At 35.9% G+C, this 19,051-nt stretch carries 14 protein-coding genes; 2 read left to right on the top strand and 12 right to left on the bottom strand.

Translation table 11 applies throughout. From position 1 onward, the window contains the following. Positions 1–153: 153 nt before the first annotated feature. The 3 genes from NCCP28_RS09555 to NCCP28_RS09545 all read right to left on the bottom strand — a co-directional run bounded on the left by NCCP28_RS09555 (position 154) and on the right by NCCP28_RS09545 (position 5,131). Positions 154–1,830 (bottom strand): ribonuclease J, encoded by a 1,677-nt coding sequence (locus NCCP28_RS09555; protein ID WP_248561194.1) that lies wholly within the window; start codon positions 1,828–1,830, stop codon positions 154–156. Positions 1,831–2,187: 357 nt separating this feature from the next. Then, positions 2,188–3,525, bottom strand: a complete 1,338-nt coding sequence (locus NCCP28_RS09550) for an amino acid permease (RefSeq protein ID WP_248561193.1) — start codon at positions 3,523–3,525, stop codon at positions 2,188–2,190. A gap of 250 nt (positions 3,526–3,775) precedes the next feature. Continuing rightward, positions 3,776–5,131, bottom strand: a complete 1,356-nt coding sequence (locus NCCP28_RS09545) for a cation:dicarboxylate symporter family transporter (protein ID WP_248561192.1) — start codon at positions 5,129–5,131, stop codon at positions 3,776–3,778. A gap of 410 nt (positions 5,132–5,541) precedes the next feature. Between NCCP28_RS09545 and NCCP28_RS23775 the strand changes: the two genes are divergently transcribed. Together NCCP28_RS23775 and NCCP28_RS09540 are read left to right on the top strand one after the other, a co-directional pair. Further along, entirely contained in the window at positions 5,542–6,120 is a 579-nt protein-coding gene (locus NCCP28_RS23775; protein WP_375709398.1) for a glycerol-3-phosphate acyltransferase, read from the top strand. A gap of 47 nt (positions 6,121–6,167) precedes the next feature. After that, positions 6,168–7,769, top strand: a complete 1,602-nt coding sequence (locus NCCP28_RS09540) for a GNAT family N-acetyltransferase (protein ID WP_248561191.1) — start codon at positions 6,168–6,170, stop codon at positions 7,767–7,769. Positions 7,770–8,002: 233 nt separating this feature from the next. Here NCCP28_RS09540 and dapA read toward each other — a convergent pair whose 3' ends face one another. The 9 genes from dapA to rpsO form a co-directional block, all read right to left on the bottom strand. Beyond that, the gene (dapA, locus tag NCCP28_RS09535) at positions 8,003–8,869 is read right to left on the bottom strand and encodes a 4-hydroxy-tetrahydrodipicolinate synthase (RefSeq protein ID WP_248561190.1); all 867 of its coding nucleotides are present in this window, start codon (positions 8,867–8,869) and stop codon (positions 8,003–8,005) included. A 38-nt stretch (positions 8,870–8,907) separates the two neighbouring features. Further along, positions 8,908–10,134: an aspartate kinase gene (gene dapG, locus NCCP28_RS09530; RefSeq protein WP_248561189.1), complete on the bottom strand. Its 1,227-nt coding sequence runs from the start codon at positions 10,132–10,134 to the stop codon at positions 8,908–8,910. Between the two features lie 245 nt (positions 10,135–10,379). Beyond that, complete coding sequence (asd, locus tag NCCP28_RS09525; protein ID WP_248561188.1) at positions 10,380–11,429, bottom strand: aspartate-semialdehyde dehydrogenase; 1,050 nt, start codon at positions 11,427–11,429, stop codon at positions 10,380–10,382. A gap of 224 nt (positions 11,430–11,653) precedes the next feature. Further along, on the bottom strand, positions 11,654–12,247 hold the full coding sequence (gene dpaB, locus NCCP28_RS09520; RefSeq protein ID WP_248561187.1) for a dipicolinate synthase subunit B: 594 nt from the start codon (positions 12,245–12,247) through the stop codon (positions 11,654–11,656). Then, positions 12,244–13,146, bottom strand: coding sequence for a dipicolinic acid synthetase subunit A (dpaA, locus tag NCCP28_RS09515; protein ID WP_248561186.1), 903 nt, complete (start codon positions 13,144–13,146; stop codon positions 12,244–12,246). The genes dpaB and dpaA overlap by 4 nt, the downstream gene beginning before the upstream one ends. Positions 13,147–13,351: 205 nt before the next feature. After that, positions 13,352–14,590: a M16 family metallopeptidase gene (locus NCCP28_RS09510; RefSeq protein ID WP_248561185.1), complete on the bottom strand. Its 1,239-nt coding sequence runs from the start codon at positions 14,588–14,590 to the stop codon at positions 13,352–13,354. A 346-nt stretch (positions 14,591–14,936) separates the two neighbouring features. Beyond that, complete coding sequence (locus tag NCCP28_RS09505) at positions 14,937–15,893, bottom strand: polysaccharide deacetylase family protein (protein ID WP_248561184.1); 957 nt, start codon at positions 15,891–15,893, stop codon at positions 14,937–14,939. Between the two features lie 282 nt (positions 15,894–16,175). Continuing rightward, a complete protein-coding gene (gene pnp / locus NCCP28_RS09500) occupies positions 16,176–18,296 on the bottom strand; it encodes a polyribonucleotide nucleotidyltransferase (protein WP_248561183.1) in 2,121 nt (706 codons plus the stop codon). A gap of 439 nt (positions 18,297–18,735) precedes the next feature. After that, positions 18,736–19,005 carry a 30S ribosomal protein S15 gene (rpsO, locus tag NCCP28_RS09495; RefSeq protein ID WP_101175791.1) on the bottom strand — a complete coding sequence of 90 codons (270 nt, stop codon included), beginning with the start codon at positions 19,003–19,005 and terminating at the stop codon, positions 18,736–18,738. Between the last annotated feature and the right edge of the window lie 46 nt (positions 19,006–19,051).

Here is a 19,051-nt window from a genome sequence, read left to right as displayed (position 1 = left end):
GACAATTCCCTCTTTTCAAAAGGCGATTTATCCCCACCTAACTCATTGAGCTATGCCATTTCCATTCCTGAAAGATGAGTTCTTCTCGGCTATTCAGGATAAAATAAAAAGAACTGTTTCAGCAAGCAAATGCACTTGCCAAAACAGCTTCTTTTATCTATTTCGTACAGGTTTCACTTCCATAATAATTGGAAGAATCATCGGTCTTCGTTTTGTTTTTTCATATAAAAACTGATTCAATGCATCACGAATATCTTGTTTAATGCCTGTCCAATCAAAACTTTCCTTACTAATGCTTTTTTCAACAATGTCTTTGACACGAATCGCTGCTTCCTCTAAAAGCTGTTCAGATTCTCTTACATATACAAAACCTCTTGTAATAATTTCAGGCCCTGCAGATATCTTTCTTTCTGCTTTATTTAAAGTAACAACAACTGTTAAAATGCCATCTTGTGAAAGAAGTTTTCGATCTCTGAGCACAATATTTCCAACATCGCCGATTCCGCTTCCATCAATCAATAGATTTCCTGCAGGAATTTTCCCTCCATTGCGGAACTTTCCATCTTTCCATTCGATTACTTCCCCAATTTCAGGAATAGAAATATTTTTACGATTAACGCCACATTCCTCCGCAATTTTTGCATGAACATGCAATAATCGGTACTCCCCATGTATTGGAAGAAAATACTTTGGCTTCATTACATTAATCATAAATTTTAATTCTTCTTGGCTGCCATGATTGGAACTATTAAATAATTTATTACCTGAAATAACCTTTGCACCAGCGCGATACAGCATATCAATCGTTTTTCCGACAAAAACTTCACTGCCAAGAGTCGGTGATGCAGAAAAAAGAATTGTATCTCCTTCACCAATTGTTACTTGTTTATGATGTTTTTTTGCCATCTTTTGCAGCGCTTCAACCGGTTCACCTTTTGCGCCTGTTGTTAAAATGATGATTTCATTCTTGGAATAAGACTGCACTTCATTTAGTGAAACAAGTACATCTTCTTCCACTAGCAAATAATTATTTCTTAATGCGATATTTAATATACGCTGCAAATTTTTTCCCATAATTGCCACTTTGCGCTTTGTTTTGGCAGCCGCATCAAAAATGTGCTGAATTCTATTTAAATCTGTTGCATAAACTGCTGCAATAACTCGGCCGTTTGCACGCAAAAATGCATGGTATAGTTCTTGTGTTACGGTTGCATCAGAAACGGAATATCCTGGTTTATCTGCATCTGTGCTTTCTGATAATAAACAAAGTACCCCTTTATCGCCAATTTTCGCCATTTCTCCATATTCTGCTTTATAAAGAGGTGCCGCTGTCTGGTCAAATTTAAAATCGCCAGTATACACAATAGCTCCTTCTGACGTATGAATGACTACTGCTACACTATCTGGAATGCTATGATTTGTTTTAAAAAAAGATACCGTTGCTGATGGAAATTTCAGTACTGATTTTGATGTAATTATTTCAAACCGTGCTTGTCCTTTAAAATCTTGTTCTTTCATTTTTTCTTTTGCGAATTCTGCCGTTAAACGCGTCGTATAAACTGGGACATCCATTTCTCTTAGAAAATAGGATAAACCGCCAATGTGGTCTTCGTGTCCGTGTGTTAAGAAGATACCTTTAACTTTTTCCGCATTTTGCTTTAAATAGGTAATATCCGGAACTACAATATCAATTCCCAGCATTTCATTTTGTGGATACATTAAGCCGGCATCTATCACAAATATGTCTTCGTCCACTTCTACAGCAAACATATTTTTTCCGTTCTCCCCTACTCCTCCGAGGGCGACCAGCTTTATTTTTTCATTTTTCATAAATTTTTGTTTCCTCCTATGTTGAGTTAGGCCGACCATTGATCAGTTATCATTATTATACTTTATGTTTGAAAAAGTTTACAACCAATTTATCGAAAACATCTAAATTATAGGAGAAAAACTTCTTTATTTCCGCCAAAAAATGTAAACGTCAACATCATGAATGTTACAAAATTTGCATTGTTTAGCTAGACCCCTTCTTAATAAAGAATTTTTTCCCAACTTATGTAGAATCAATGTATATTTACTATTTATTTTTTATCAAAGCTAAAAATTAATTTTAATATAATATCCTTTCTAAAAAACATATGGCAAACGCCTATTCTAAGAACAGAAGTTTGCCATATGGATGGTATATTATATATCTTTTTTAAATTTAAATATAGAGATGATTGCTAATACAGCTATAATAAATAAACAAGCGATAATACTGATGCGATTTGCTTCGTTTAATACAAAAGTTATCGCAATAGCGCCTAAAACGACAGCTGTAAATGCTGAAATATATGGATATCCCCAAAGTTTAAAGCTAGGGTTACTAGGATAGCTTCTACGTAATTTTATTTGCGCTAAACAAAGACTGATCCAAACAATAGAAACGATAAATCCAGGAAATGCCATTAATAAAGTAAAAACTTGATCTTGGGCAACAAGAGCAATCATTGATCCTAAAACAAGCACTACTGCCATCACAAGCAAACTATGGACAGGAACGCCATTTTTGGACACTTTTGAAAATATTTTTGGCCCTTCCCCTTCATCAGCCAATGAATACATCATTCTTGTACAGCCATAAATGCCTGAATTCGCTGCTGACAATACAGCTATGACTAAAATAAAATTCATTAAATGATCTGCAAAAGGAAAGCCAGTCATGGACAATACTTGAACAAAAGGACTAGATTCGTTTGTCAATTGATTCCATGGTATTAAGCCACAAATAATTAAAATCGGCAATGTATAAAATAATATAATCCGGAATATAAAACTTTTAATTACTTTTGGCAAAACTTTTTCTGCATCTTTGGCTTCTGTTACGGTTACACCGATTAGTTCAGATCCCCCATATGAAAACATAACAATCAATAATGCTGCAAAAATGGATGCCCAGCCGTTTGGGAAAAAGCCCCCATGACTCGTAAAGTTCTCCAAGTAGTTTGCTTGTCCACTTGGAATAATGCCAAATAAAATGCATGCACCTAAAATAATAAACACAATAATCATGGCAATTTTTATTCCCGCAAACCAAAATTCAAATTCCCCGTAGTTTTTTACATTCATCATATTAATCGCAATAAGCAATATAGAGCATATTAAGCTTAAAATCCATAATGGAATCGACGGCAGCCAATACTGCAAAAAACTTCCTGCAACGACGACTTCTATGATACAAACTGCTAGCCAAAGAATACAGTACAGCCAGCCTGTAATAAACGATAATCTGGGCCCGAACGCTTTGCGCACAAAACCTTTCATATTAGTATTCGGATAAACCATTGCCATCTCTGCGATAGCCCCCATTACGACAAGCAGCAATAATCCAGCAAATATATAAGCGACCACTACACCAGGTCCAGCCAAAGAGACTGTTTCTGCACTCCCTTTAAAAATCCCCGTGCCAATTGCTCCACCCATTGCCATTAAACTAATATGCCGAGGCAATAATTTTTTCTGTAGCTGATTCGTTGTTGCCATTGTTTCTCCCCCAGGTTGAAAATTCTTCATTATTTAGTGAGTTAACGATACTTTAGCAAGTTAAACCACTAATAATCTACTTTTTATAATAAATTAAAAAAGGCTGTTTCACAAGAATAAATTATAAGGAAATCTTACAATTCTGATAAGTCAACAGTATCTTCCAATTCGCTTTTAAGTGTATAAAACTAAATTTTCTATTAAAAAAATGCAATAATCCTCTGAGGAAAATGCTCAGAGGATTATTACATTAAATTTTACTATAAGATTCAGCTGATGAAAATACCTCTTCCTTACTTTGATTGCTTCGTTCAGAAGAAATTTGAATCGTCCCTCCTAAAACTCCTTTAGCGCGTTTTGTATCCAGCAAGTTTTCCCAACGAGCGATAATAAATGCTGCAACAGCATACCCAATAATATTTACAGTTGTACGGAAGTTCCCCATAAATCTATCTGGTGCAAGCATTAAAGCAACTGCCGCTACTGAGATGGAGCCTGTTGCTGCTGCAGTTGCAGACAAAGCTACAAAGGCTGATCCTGGAATTCCTGCCATTCCTTTTGAAGTTAATAATAAAATCCCCAGCATTACAAGCTGATCCATTAAAGTTAGGTCAACACCTGTTGCTTGAGCCAAAAAAACAAGGGCGATAGAAAGGTAAATGGATGCCCCATCTAAATTAAAGGAATAGCCAGTCGGCACTACTAGTCCAACAACTGCTTTATTGCACCCAGCTTCTTCAAATTTGTGCATCAACTGAGGCATGACCGCTTCTGTAGAGCCTGTAGCAAATGCAAGCATAATTTCTTCTCGTATAAACAAAATTAATTTCCATAAACTCAATTTACAAAAGACTTGCAAGATTATTGCTAAGACTAGCAAAAAGATAATACATGCAGCTGTCATTGCCACAAATAGCTTACCAAAAGAAGCTAAAGTATTTAATCCATATTGGCTGACCGCAACTGCCATCGCACTAAATGTAGCCAATACTGTTAATTTCATAATATAACCCATTATCTTAAAAAGAACAGAATTTATATTTTCTAGTACATCTATTAATAGGTCTGAAGTTCGACCGCCAATATGAACTAAAGCAATTCCAAATAAACAAGAGATTAGCAGTACTTGCAGCATGGAATTATTAGCAAATGCGCCTACAGCACTATCTGGGATTATGTTTAAAATAAATTCTCCTTCACTTGGAAGATGAGAACCATTTGTTTTCGCTTCTATATCGCTTGTGCTTAAAGTAGCAGGATCAATATTTAACCCAACGCCCGGATTCATGATATTTCCAACTACCATTCCAATAACGAGGGCAAATGTTGTAACTATTTCAAAGTACAATAAAGTTTTACCACCTATTTTTCCTACTGTTTTTATATTGCCTACTTTTGCAATCCCAACAACTACTACTCCAAAAACTAATGGGGCAATAATCATTTTAATCAGTTTAATAAATCCATCTCCTATTGGCTTAAGCATCGTGCCAATGCTAGGCCACAAATAACCGATTAGAATCCCTAATACAATCGCTACCATTATCTGAAAAAACATTCCCTTATAAAAAGGCTGTTTCTTCGCTACTAAAGTTTGTTGATTCATTAGCTACCTCCACATTCTCAATATTCAGAAATTAAAAATTATTAACTCTTTTCTGAACGTTAACTTTTCTAACATGATACAATGAATAAATGGATATGTCATTGTAAATAATCAACAAATCTCGTCAGCAATGATAGCTAATTTAACTAAATTATTAGTTAATATAGCATTTTCATCGCATAATAATGGCATTAATCCCCTCTCCTTATGTTTTCTTTCCAACAAAATCTGGATTAGTTCGACAGCAATCAGCCGCAATATCCCTTACTGATTGTCAATTAAAGTTATCTCCTTTTTAGCATCATTTTTCCCATCAAAAAACAATTTTCCTGTTTGAAGCATTTATTACCCCATCTATTTTTAGTCTAATTGTATATAATAGATAAGTATTCGTTTTTTAAGAGGGTGAGATTATTTTATTTTTCTATTTTTTATTTGCTTACTGTACTGGCAATATTCTTTTTGGTTTCATAATAAGCAAGTTTTTAGCCAATAAAGATATACGAAAAGAAGGAAGCAGAAATGCTGGTGCAAGAAATGCTGGAAGGCTATATGGAAAAAAAGCATTTATTTTCACCTTTTTTGGCGATGCGTTAAAAGGCGCTTTTATTGTTTATCTTGGCAGGCTTTTGGGCTACTCAACTAGTATTCTATTATTAGGATTATTATTCGCTTGCGCGGGACATATCAAACCAATTTTCTTTCAGTGGAAAGGAGGTAAAGGAATTTCTTCCTTTATAGGAGGAATGATTACCATACAGCCTATTTTTATCTTCATCATTTTAGCGGCTTTTCTTCTCTTTTACCTTATTTATAGAAGTTTCACTGTTCCTGGTCTGCTTTCATTGGCAGCATGCTGTGTTTCCTTTCTCTTCCTTGAAGAAAGCCTTGCTAGTTTTTTTATTGCAACGATGCTGATGGCAATGATTGTGTTATCTCATAACATTCCTTTAAGACATTTTATACAAAAAAAATCCAACGATAATTAATTACTAGTTGTTTTATTATCGTTGGATTTTTTGAAAGGTGGATTTTAATGAAAAAACAATCACCATATCTTTTTAAGCTAGCGAATTCGCCCCATGAATTTGAACAAATACATCAGTTGAACTATGAAACATTTGTGGAAGAAATTCCACAGCATGAAAAAAAAGAAGAGCGGGCATTAGTCGATTCTTTTCATCAACAGAACACCTATTTAATCGCTTTAAAGGATCAAACACTTATTGGAATGGTTGCGATTCATGATAATCGACCATTTTCTTTAGATAAAAAATTAGGATCCGTCGAACGCTATTTGCCTGTTCATTCTTCCAAAATATGTGAAATACGATTATTATCGATTAGAAAGGAATATCGAAAAACAAAAGTTTTTATTGGACTAATGAGAATGCTTTATCAATATTTTATTCAGCATGGCTATACACTAGCTATCATTAGTGGAACGACACGGGAGTTAAAGCTTTATAAACATATGGGATTTTTGCCATTCGCTCATTTGGTGGGACAAAAAGGGGCTTTCTATCAGCCAATGTATATAACAAAGGAAATTATTAATCAGTCAAAAAATTTATATCATCATCAAGTATCTTTTTTGCCTGGGCCAGTTGAAATAAATCATGAAGTGAAATCGGCTCTCCTTCAAGATGTTATCCCACATAGAGATCAAAAATGTTATGAATTGATGAAGTCTGTACAAAATAAGCTTTGTTCTTTAACTTCGTCTACATATGCACAAGTGCTGCTTGGTACAGGCACCTTAGCTAATGATTGCATCGCAGCACAACTTAGTTTGTTAGGTGAAAAAGGATTGATTTTAAGCAATGGGGAATTTGGCGAAAGATTAATAAGTAGGGCAGATCGTTTTAAGTTATCCTATTCCTCGCTTAGAAAAAAATGGGGCGGAATTTTTTATGAAGATGATCTTTTAGAAGTTTTGGAAGAAGATATCAAATGGATTTGGTACGTCCACTTGGAAACATCAACTGGTGTTCTGAACTCCATGGACATGATTTCTTCTTTTTGCCAAAAGTATGGTTTAAAGGAAATAGTTGATTCCATTAGTTCAATAGGTGCTCTCCCATTACAGTTAAAAAATGTATATCTCGCCTCAGGAGTAAGCGGTAAAGCCTTAGGCTCGCTTGCTGGTTTATCCTTTGTTTTTCATAATTACCCTATACAACCAAGTTTACAATTACCGCCCTATCTAGATTTAGGAGAATACTTTAAGAAAAGGAGCATTCCATATACTCATTCTTCCTATCTGCTTTCTGCATTAGACGCAGCTCTTTCTGTGGAGTTTAGAGAAAGATATATACAGATAAAAAATCTTTATTCTAATGCCTATAAAAAACTGAATGAAGAAGGATTTTCCATATTAACAGACTCAAAGAACGGCGCTTTTCCTATTCTAACTGTTTGTATTGAGGACCTATCCTCTCGTATGTTGGGTGACTTACTGAAGGGACAAGGATATATCCTTCATTATGAAAGCGACTATCTGTTAGAAAGAAATTGGATTCAAATTGCCACTATTGGGCAGATTACCCTAGATGAGATGAATAAAATGATTGACCTTTTTACTGCGCTTTATCATTATTTAAAAAGTGAAAGAGCAGATTCTATTATGGGCAGCTAGTCAGATCTTCTACTTCAGCTCCTCCTCCTTTTGTTCACTGAAGAGGACAATAAAAATAAAAGAATCAGTTTTCACATTTTATCTACAACAGTTCTTAAACAACTATAGATATATTTGTGAAATCTGATCCTTTTTATCAAAGCTCTCTACTTAGTTTTTAGCCGTTTTATTCAAATCCCTAAATAAAAACCGTATCCAATAACCAAGCAGCTTAAAAATTTTAAACCATATAATCAAATATAGGAAACAAGTTTAGCGCGCTCTTCCTCTGTTAACGGCACTAATGGCAATCTTACGGAACCAACATCCAAGCCTTTTATCTGAAGAGCTGTTTTTACAGGCACAGGGTTTGGCGCCATAAACATCGCAGTCATAATAGGCAATAATTGCTGATGAATTTTTGCCGCCTTTTCTACATTCCCTTCTAAAAAGGATGCCACCATTTCCTGCATTTCATTTCCAATTATATGAGAAGCTACAGATATTATGCCATTTCCGCCAACAGAAAGGATCGGCAATGTCAAGCTATCATCCCCACTATATACAGCGAAATCATCTTTTGTCCCTGCAATAATTTTTGTCATTGCTGTCAAATTGCCGCTTGCTTCTTTAACAGCAACAATATTATCAATAGCATTAGCCAAACGGATAATCGTTTCTGGTTCAATATTTACTACAGATCGCCCAGGAATATTATAAATCATAACTGGAAGAGATGTGTTTTCAGCTACTGCTTTAATATGCTGATAAATCCCCTCTTGATTTGGCTTGTTATAGTATGGACCTACTACCATAACAGCGTCTACTCCTGCCGCTTCTGCTTGTTTTGTTAATTCGATGGAATCATATGTGTTATAACTACCTGTTCCTGCAATTACTGGAACTCTCTTTTCCACTACATCTACCACATGTTTAAACAAAGCAACTTTTTCTTGCTTTGATAATGTTGGCGATTCTCCAGTTGTACCTGCTACTACTAATGAATCTGTTCCATTCTCAAGTAAATAGTTAATTAACTGTGTTGTTTTCGGAAAATCAATATGTCCCTTTGCATCAAATGGTGTAATCATGGCCGTTGCTACCCTACCAAATAAACCCATCGTTCCACTCCTATTCTCATTTTCAATCTTGTTGTGTTTTATTGCAACACTTCTTTTTCTAATTCAAATGCATCATGCAATACATTTACGGCTTTTTTTAAATCTTCTTGCTTCACAAGCACCCAAATCGTCGTATGGCTATCAGCAGATTGCAAAATGCGAATACCTTCTTTGGATAATGCCGTCACAATTTTAAAAGTTACTCCAGGAACACCAGCCATACCTGCACCAACAACAGATACTTTAGCACAATCTCTTTCCACAACAGGTTCATAGCCCATTTGCTCTAAAATAGAAATTGCCTTGGCAGTCATTTCAGCACTTACTGTATAAACAACACTATTGGGTGATATATTGATAAAATCAACACTGATTTCCTCATTTGCCATTGCTTTAAACACTTGTGCCTGCAAATCGTATTGGTCCTTTTTAGCAAATACCTTCACTTGTGTAACTGGCGCAACATGAGCAATGCCTGTTACAGGCCTTTCTTTTATATCACTGCCCATATTTTCAGGGCTAATAGTTGTTACTAGTGTGCCAAGACCTTTGGAGTATGTGGAACGAATTCGTATGGGAACTTTTGCTTGCATAGCAATTTCAACCGCTCTAGGATGGATAACTTTTGCGCCTTGATACGCCATATTACAAACTTCCGTATACGTAACAACAGATAAGGGTCTTGCATTTTCTGCAATTCGGGGATCTGCCGTCATAATTCCCTCAACATCTGTAAATATATCAATTACTTCTGCATCTAAAGCTGCACCTAATGCCGCTGCTGAAGTATCACTTCCGCCTCTTCCTAATGTAGTTGTATCACCATTTGCAGAAGCTCCTTGAAATCCTGCCACAACGACAACATCCACTATTTCCAGCTCTTTTTTTAAACGCGCGACATCCATCTCAATGATTCTAGCTTGATTAAAATCATCATTTGTTAAAAATCCAGCTTGTGCCCCTGTTAAGGCAGTCGCTTTAATATTGTTGTTCACTAGCATTTCGGTAAAAACAACACTTGAGATAATTTCACCGCATGATAAAAGCAAGTCGTTTTCCCGTTTGCTTAATCTATTTTCTGCACCGCCAATTAAAGACAATAGAGTATCTGTTGCATATGGTTCTCCTTTACGGCCCATTGCAGATACAACAACCACTGCTTTATATCCCTGCTGCAATGCATCTTCAATATGTTCTTTTGCTTTGTTGCGAGCTTCTTCATCTCTAACAGAAGTTCCGCCGAATTTTTGTACAATTATTTTCATTATAAACACCTCAATACACTTAAAAAAGTGCTATTTTTGAGGGTTCTCTACTCTAGAACAGGTTGCACTTCATTTTACACTAAAAAATAAAGTGCAATTATTCATTGCTGTTTTAAAGACCCTCTATTTCTTTCACATACATAGTATAGACTGTTTTCTGAAATTGTACAGAAATGCACCTTTATCTATTTATATGTTAAGCAGAGGACACTACTTTGTTGCTACTGTCCATAATTTTTTTTTATTTATTTTACGATTCCTAACTTCACTAGGCTTTCAGCAATTTGAACAGAGTTCCATGCAGCACCCTTTAATAAATTATCGGAAACAACCCACATATGGAAGCCATTTTCTGCATCTAAATCTTTTCTGATACGTCCTACAAATGTGTCGTTTAATCCAACACAATCAGCCGGCATTGGATAAATTTGATTTTCTGGATCGTCTTGCAAAACAACACCCGGAGCTGATTTTAAAATTTCTTTTATATCAGCAGCAGTTACATTATTGTCATTTAATTCAAAATAAACTGACTCTGAATGACCTGTTGCCACCGGTATGCGTACACATGTTGCTGCCACTTTCAGTTTTTCGTCATGCATAATTTTTTTTGTTTCATTAATCATTTTCATTTCTTCATAAGTAAATCCATTTTCTGTAAACACATCGATTTGCGGAACTGCATTAAATGCAATTTGGTAATGTTTTTTATCGCTTTTAACTGGAAGAATTTTGGGTTCAAAGCTTTCATTGTTAATGATTGCTTTTGTTTGGCTGTTTAATTCTTCCACAGCAGCTGCTCCAGAACCAGAAACTGCTTGGTAAGTAGAAACTAATACTTTTGACAAACCATATTTTGCCTTCAATGGCTCAAGTGCTACTACCATTTGAATAGTAGAACAGTTCGGGTTTGCAATAATTCCTTTATGTTTGAACAAATCCTCTTCATTTACTTCCGGCACTACTAATGGCACATTCTCATCCATGCGGAATGCACTTGTATTGTCGACAACAATTGCCCCATGCTCCACTGCGTGTGGCGCCAATTCTTTTGAAACCCCTCCGCCTGCGCTGAATAAAGCAATATCAATTCCCTTAAAGCTTTCCGGTGTAGCTTCCTGTACTGTCACTTCTTGCCCTTTATAAGTAACCTTTGTCCCAGCAGAACGCTTAGAGGACAAAAGAGTTAATGTTGAAATCGGAAAATCTCTTGACTCAAGTGTTTTAATCATCTGTTGCCCTACTGCTCCAGTTGCTCCAACTACTGCGACGTTAAATCCTTTTTTTTGCTCCATTTAAAGGCTCCCCTTCCAAGGTGAAAATTTCTCTATAGTATACAATAATGACGGCGACAAGCTCGCCGCCATCAATGAATATTCTTTATTTTAACATATTACACACATATGAACAGAATCTTTTTTCTGATTCTTTCAAAAAGATGATCAGAAGCGCAATAACCTCTAACCTTTTTAATGGACAAACATCTTTTTCTTGAAAATAATGGAATGCTATCCATCATTTAATCTAAATATTTTTCAATAATGACTGGCTGAATTTGTTTGCCTTCAATTGCTGCTTCAATCGTTTCAGGAAGCGCCGCCATTCTTGCTACCATAGAATTAGGTTTTTTCACAGGATCATCTTGGCCAAATGGAATAAAATAAATATTTTTTGTTGCCATTAGCCTCATTAAGTTTACCCCATTTAAACCAAGAGCATCATTTGTAGAAATCCCTAATACTACCGGCTTTTGATTGCGCAATGTAGCTTTTGCTGCCATTAAAACGGCATTGTCTGTCATCGCATTGGCAAATTTGCTCATGCTATTTCCTGTAAGCGGAGCAATAACCATGCAGTCTAAAGGAATCTTAGGTCCTAGCGGCTCCGCAGCAACAATACTGTCAATGGTTTGATTTCCAGTTAATTCCTCTATTTTTCCAATCCATTCAAATCCTTTGCCAAAACGAGTATTTGTACTTTTTACATTTCCTGTAACAACTGGAACAACATCTGCTCCAAGGTTCACTAATTTCTCTATTTGTGGATATACTTCTGCATACGTACAATGTGATGCGGAAATGCCAAATCCAATTCTTTTATCTTTTAAGCTCATTCTGACTGCTCCTTTCCCTTTTGCAGCTCCTCGTGTAATAACTGTGACAAAACATCTGCCAAAATGTTCCCAGCGGTTTTCGGTGCAACAATTCCAGGCAAGCTAGGTGCTAATAAAGCTTTAATTCCTCTTTTTTCTGCATATTGAAAATCCGTTCCTCCCGGCTTGGAAGCAAGGTCGATGATTAATGTATGCAAGGGCATTTTTTCAATTACAGCAGAGGTAACAACTAAATGAGGAATTGTATTTATACAAATATCAATGTTGCCAACTTCCTCTTTGAGATGATTTAAATGCACCGGCGTTAAGCCCATTTCTGTGATGCGGGCCAAATGTTCACTTGTGTTTGCTGCAACCTTTACTTTAGCTCCTAATGCATGGAATGTGCGTGCAACACTCATGCCTACACGCCCCAATCCTAATACAATAATGTTAGAACCATGAATGGTTGTGTCTGTATGCTGAATGGCCATCATTATTGTCCCTTCCACTGTTGGGATAGAATTCAATATGGCAACATCATCCCTTTGAAACAACTGGATTAAAGATCTGTTAGCATTTTTAGTAATACTATTTAAATAAGCGTTGGAAATTCCTGAATAAACAACGCAATGAGGAGGTGTCTTTTTTAATAGTTCTTCCGTCAAATGTACTTCCTCATTTGAAAAAATGGTATCTACCTGTCCGTCAAGAGTTGTTCCTTTTACAGGTATAATAATGGCATCAATCTTTGAAAAATCGACTCCATCAACTTTTTCTTTAGCAGCTCCTGTAAAAGCGTGATCTAGCTGTTCAAAGCCTATTAAAGAAAGCAATGCATTTTGCTCTGTTAGTTTCCTGACAATTTCGAGCTGTCTCGCATCACCGCCGATAACAGCGATTTTCATCCCTGTCAGCATGAATATTTCACCTTCTTTTTTATAAAAATCCTCCTTGCAATGAATCATATTACTTCAACATCTTATGTAAATACTCGTTATTCGGTGAGTTTCTTTCCTGAATTTCTCGCAAAAACAAAAACCGCAGTTTTTTTCTATCATTACAATAGAAAAAAACTGCGGTTTTTGCGTAATTTTTATTTTTCCAGAAAAAATCCAATAAAAACTATTGCAGTGATTTTGGCAAAATGCCATCTGGACTGATAAGGGAAACAGAAAATTTATTTGTAAATATTTGATGCGCCATGCTATTCACATCATCTTTTGATACACGGTCAATTTGCTCAACAATTTCATCCAAGGAGCGATGTTTGCTTAACAATAATTCATTTTTGCCATTTCTGCTCATGCGGCTGTTGGTGCTTTCCAAACTCAGCATTAAGCTGCCTTTTAGCTGCTCTTTGCTGTTGTATAATTCTTTTTCCGTTATTCCTTCACGTTTTAATGTGGCAAGGCTGGTCTGAATGGTTTCATATAATTCATCCAATTGATTAGCCCCGGTTCCACCATAAATCGTTACAATTCCACTGTCTTGAAAAGCTGAATGGTAAGAGAAAATCGAATAGGCAAGGCCTTTTTGTTCTCTTACATCTTGGAATAATCTAGAGCTCATGCTGCCCCCTAGAATATTATTTAAGGAAATTAAACTATACATATCCTTATGGCCAACAGGCAATCCATTAAAGCCCAAGCATAGATGAGCCTGCTCTGTTTCTTTTTTTCGCGCTACATTATTGGCATGGAATGTTGGAATCGTCAGTTCTTGTTTTCTTTTTCCTGCCTCATAATTTCCAAAATATTTTTCTGCTTCGCTAATAAATGTTTCTTCTATATTGCCAGCAATCGAAATTACTACATTTTCAGGTGTATAATAGTCAAACATATACTCTCTTAACGTATCTCCATTAAAAGTAGCCAATGTTTTTTCTGTTCCTAAGATAGGATAGCCTAACGGATGTTTTTCATAAATAGCCTGACTTAATAAATCATGCACAATATCATCTGGTGTATCATCATACATTTTTATTTCTTCATACACGACATTTTTTTCTTTTTGCAACTCTTTTTCTTCAAAAGTAGAATTGAAAAACATATCTGCAAGAACTTCTAATGCCATCGGAGCATGGGCATCCAACACTTTTGCATAGTAGCATGTATATTCTTTTGAAGTAAACGCATTGACTTGACCGCCGATGCTATCAAAAGACTCGGCAATTTCTCTAGCATTTCTTGTTTTCGTTCCCTTAAAAAACATATGCTCTAAAAAGTGCGAAACACCATTATTTGTTTCGTCCTCTTTACGCGAACCTGTTCCAATCCATACACCAATAGCAACAGAGCGCACAGTAGGTATATTTTCTAACACAATGCGTACTCCATTTTGGCAAGTATACTTTTTAATCAAGTAGGTTCCTCCTGTTCTAAACGCCAATTAAATTAGCTTATGCGAATGCTAGTATATCTTATTCTTATTATTTTTACCAAAAAGTTGTTTCAATATCAGAGATTTTGTATTAATTTCTAAAATGAAATTTTAATATGGAGTGTTTTTCCACATCCTTGCTGATTTCAAGCCCTTAAAGCAACAAGATAGGATATAGTTACACAGGCGCTGCCACTCAACGCGAGAACTATAAATCTATATTCTTTTATATCAGGATTTTGCCAGCATTTTTTCTAGCTAGATTTCTCCTAAACTAATCTTTGATATGGGATTTTTATCTTCATTACATAGGGATAAAATCTACTAGTTACTTAAGCGCTTTGCCATTTCGTTCTTCGCTTAATAGTTCTGTCACCGTATTTATTTCATATCCTTTTGCTTGAATTTGTTCTATTAATTGATCGATTGAACTGGTAGTAGGCTGTGTTGGATGCATTAAAATCATTGCTCCATTATGGACTTTTTCCACTACCCGATTAATCAGTTCCTCTTTCGAAGGTTTTCTCCAATCAATTGTATCAATAGACCACATCAATGTTCCCATATTATACTGGCTTGCGATATTGACAACCTCATTTGTATAACTGCCGCTTGGCGGTGCGAACCAATTGACTGTTTTTCCAGTTGTTGCTTCTATCACATCATTTGTTTTCTTTAGCTCTTGGTTTATTTGCGCTGTTCCGATTTTGCTCATATCGGGATGGGAATAAGAATGATTTCCGACTTCATGTCCTGCATCCACAATCATTTTAGCAAGTTCTGGATTTTTTTTTGTCCAACGTCCTTCTAAAAAAAAGCTTGCTTTAACATGATGTTTTTTTAATGATGCAAGAATATCTGGCAAATACTCATTACCCCATGCCACATTAATAATAAAGCTGACCATCTGCTTATTTGGATTTCCTTTATAAATGGGAGATGGTGGAAGATCTTCTAGGTGCACAGATGGTTTGAGCTGTTTATATACAAGGTTTTTCTCTTTGAAAGCACCAGAATTCTTCATTTTTTTATAGGATGCATCCACATCCACTTCCAGTCCATTAATGCCAGGAATCGCTTTCCAGACAGGATCTATTTTTGCATCTTCTGGAGCAACATTATATTTTTTAGCTTTTTTTTGGATTTCTTCATATAAAGGATCCTTAGTTGCACTAACAAGCATTGTTTCTTCTTTCAAACTTGCTACATATGTATTAGATAAAGGATTATTTGCAATAAACCATGATATTAGTATTAACATTATTAAAGGAATAGCCTTTTTCATTTTCCCTTCCCCTCCTTCTTAAATTTTTATGTTTAAAAAGGACAAGGTAGAACATATCTTGCGAAGAAAGCGCCATCTTATAAGGGAATTTTAAAATGAAAAACACTAGAATAAATAGCTCGGGGCAACCTTACATTTTTTCCCATATTTTAATCTAAATAAAAAAGGTTGACTCTTTTAGAAAGAATTAAATTCCAAGAAAATTAGTTCAAGGAATAATTCTTTTTTGAGTCAGCCTCCTATTTTTTTAAAACTTCGCTGTTATCGGCCTCATGAGATGCCTTAATTTTTGGCATTTTCTGCTTGTTCTCTTTGTTCACGCAAAACAGCTTTACGGGAAAGGTTTACTCTGCCTTGTTTATCAATTTCTGTTACTTTTACAAGTATTTCATCGCCTAAAGCAAGCACATCTTCTACTTTTCCAACTCTTTCTTCTGCAAGTTCAGAAATATGGACAAGTCCATCTTTACCATTAAAAATTTCTACGAATGCACCGAATTTTTCAATGCGCTTTACTTTTCCAAGATACATTTGTCCTACAACCACTTCACGAACAATATCTTCAATAATTTGTTGAGCTTTTTTATTCATTTCATCATCAACAGATGAAATGAATACTGTTCCATCTTGTTCGATGTCGATTTTAACACCTGTTTCTTCGATGATTTTATTAATTTGTTTACCGCTTGGTCCAATAACATCACGGATTTTATCTGGATTAATGCTCATCATCAGAATTTTTGGTGCATAAGAAGATAATTCTTCTCTTGGTGTATTAATTGTGTTTAGCATAGATTCCAAAATTTGCATGCGGCCAATTTTTGCTTGCTGCAATGCTTCTTCAAGAATTTGTCTAGAAAGTCCATCGATTTTAATATCCATTTGCAGTGCTGTTACACCTTTTGCAGTTCCAGCTACTTTAAAGTCCATATCGCCCAAGTGGTCTTCCATTCCTTGAATGTCTGTTAAAATACTGTAGAATTCTCCAGATTTAATTAAGCCCATCGCAATCCCTGCAACCGGTGCTTTAATTGGAACTCCTGCATCCATCATCGCAAGAGTACTTGCACAAATGCTTGCTTGTGATGTAGAACCATTTGATTCCAATACTTCTGAAACCAGGCGAATTGTATACGGGAAGTCTTTTTCTGATGGAATGACTGGCTCTAATGCTCTTTCACCAAGTGCTCCATGTCCAATTTCACGACGACCAGGTCCACGCATTGGGCCTGTTTCCCCCACACTAAAGTTTGGAAAATTATAATGATGCATAAAACGTTTTTCTTCTTCAACGCCCAACCCGTCAAGGATTTGTACATCTCCTAATGCTCCTAATGTACAAATGCTTAGTGCTTGGGTTTGTCCACGTGTAAATAATCCTGATCCATGTGTTCTTGGCAGTAAGTGGACTTCTGAAGATAGTGGACGAATTTCTTCCAAACCACGTCCATCAGGTCTTACTTTATCTTCTGTAATTAAGCGGCGCACTTCATTTTTCACTAGTTTATCTAAAATTTGTTTCACTTGTTTTAACTCTTCTTCGCTTACTTCTTCTGCTTCATATTTTGCGATAACAGATTCTTTGACTGCTTTAATCGCCGCTTCTCTTGCATGCTTTTCTTGGACACGAATTGCATCAAGCATTTCTGTTTCACATAGTGCGCGAACATCTGCTTCAATTGTCTGATCTAATTCATACAGAACAATTTTCATTTTTTCTTTGCCGATTTCTCCAACAATTTTTTCTTGGAAAGCAATTAATCGTTTAATTTCATCATGTCCGAACATAATAGCTTGCAGCATTACTTCTTCCGGTACTTCATCGGCGCCAGCTTCTACCATATTAATCGCATCTTTTGTTCCTGCAACTGCTAAATTAATATCGCTTTTTTCTGCTTGTTCTACTGTTGGGTTAATAACAAATTCTCCATCAATGCGGCCAACATATACACCTGCAATTGGTCCTCCAAACGGTATATCGGATACAGACAATGCAAGAGATGATCCAAACATTGCTGCCATTTCTGTTGAACAGTCTTGATCCACACTCATTACTAAGCTTACTACTTGCACTTCATTGCGGAAACCATCAGCAAATAGCGGGCGAATTGGTCTATCGATTAGACGACTTGCTAAAATCGCGCGTTCGCTTGGTCTTCCTTCCCTTTTAATAAATCCACCAGGAATTTTTCCAACTGCATATAATCTTTCTTCATAGTTCACAGTCAACGGGAAAAAATCTAGATTTTTTGGCTCTTTCGATGCAGTTGCCGTGCTTAATACAGCAGAATCTCCGTATCTTACCAATACTGCACCATTTGCTTGTTTCGCTAATTGACCTATTTCGACTGTCAGCTTCCTGCCAGCCCAGTCAATGGAATATACCTGTTTCTCTTGTCCCATTCATAAACCCCTCTCTACTCATTCACTTATTAGAGGTTTTGGCTTTAAAAAAGTACTACCTAAACCTGCTTGCTTTTTTTTGAAGGGAAAATTCCTTCAATATATATATTTTGCTTCTGTAGAAAGCGCAGCCGCCTATCGCCTATCGTACTTCAGATCATCTTCTTCTACGATAAGACAAAATCGAGTCGCTTTCACTCCTCGTGTTTTCTTTATCTCTGTCGATGCTCTTCCAGTACGTACAGCGATGTGCAGGCGTCTTTCGCTTTTCTTATAGTATACACAATTTGTGTTACTTAAAAACTATTGTTATGTAATCTTTAAGTTGGGTATATTATATAAGTATCAAGTATTTATTTTAGCTGATTTGTACATGTATACCTTATTATGTTATTCTTGCACAATAAAAAAGCGGGAACAAGTATCCCGCTTTTTTAAACTATCTACGTAAACCAAGTTTGTTAATTAAAACACGGTAACGTTGAACATCTTTATTACGTAGGTATGTTAGTAGATTACGACGTCTACCTACCATTTTCAAAAGACCACGACGTGAGTGATGATCTTTTTTATGTGTACGTAAATGATCATTCAAATTGTTGATTGACTCAGTAAGGACAGCGATTTGAACTTCTGGAGATCCAGTATCGTTCTCATGCGTTTTGTACTCATTGATAAGTTCGTTTTTACGTTCTTGAGTGATTGCCATCCTGTTTCACCTCCTATATCCTATTACACTAATCCCCAATTACCGA

This window comes from Niallia sp. NCCP-28 (genome assembly GCF_023168165.1).
Lineage (GTDB): Bacteria > Bacillota > Bacilli > Bacillales > Cytobacillaceae > Niallia.
Note: the sequence above shows the minus strand (reverse complement) of the source record. Positions and strands in the feature narration are given on the sequence as shown.

What these genes read in the sequence shown, in the direction of transcription:
- NCCP28_RS09555 (WP_248561194.1), bottom strand. Translation starts at nt 1,830, where the DNA reads ATGAAAAATGAAAAAATAAAGCTGGTCGCCCTCGGAGGAGTAGGGGAG.
- NCCP28_RS09550 (WP_248561193.1), bottom strand. Translation starts at nt 3,525, where the DNA reads ATGGCAACAACGAATCAGCTACAGAAAAAATTATTGCCTCGGCATATT.
- NCCP28_RS09545 (WP_248561192.1), bottom strand. Translation starts at nt 5,131, where the DNA reads ATGAATCAACAAACTTTAGTAGCGAAGAAACAGCCTTTTTATAAGGGA.
- NCCP28_RS09540 (WP_248561191.1), top strand. Translation starts at nt 6,168, where the DNA reads ATGAAAAAACAATCACCATATCTTTTTAAGCTAGCGAATTCGCCCCAT.
- dapA (WP_248561190.1), bottom strand. Translation starts at nt 8,869, where the DNA reads ATGGGTTTATTTGGTAGGGTAGCAACGGCCATGATTACACCATTTGAT.
- dapG (WP_248561189.1), bottom strand. Translation starts at nt 10,134, where the DNA reads ATGAAAATAATTGTACAAAAATTCGGCGGAACTTCTGTTAGAGATGAA.
- asd (WP_248561188.1), bottom strand. Translation starts at nt 11,429, where the DNA reads ATGGAGCAAAAAAAAGGATTTAACGTCGCAGTAGTTGGAGCAACTGGA.
- dpaB (WP_248561187.1), bottom strand. Translation starts at nt 12,247, where the DNA reads ATGAGCTTAAAAGATAAAAGAATTGGATTTGGCATTTCCGCATCACAT.
- dpaA (WP_248561186.1), bottom strand. Translation starts at nt 13,146, where the DNA reads ATGCTGACAGGGATGAAAATCGCTGTTATCGGCGGTGATGCGAGACAG.
- NCCP28_RS09505 (WP_248561184.1), bottom strand. Translation starts at nt 15,893, where the DNA reads ATGAAAAAGGCTATTCCTTTAATAATGTTAATACTAATATCATGGTTT.
- pnp (WP_248561183.1), bottom strand. Translation starts at nt 18,296, where the DNA reads ATGGGACAAGAGAAACAGGTATATTCCATTGACTGGGCTGGCAGGAAG.
- rpsO (WP_101175791.1), bottom strand. Translation starts at nt 19,005, where the DNA reads ATGGCAATCACTCAAGAACGTAAAAACGAACTTATCAATGAGTACAAA.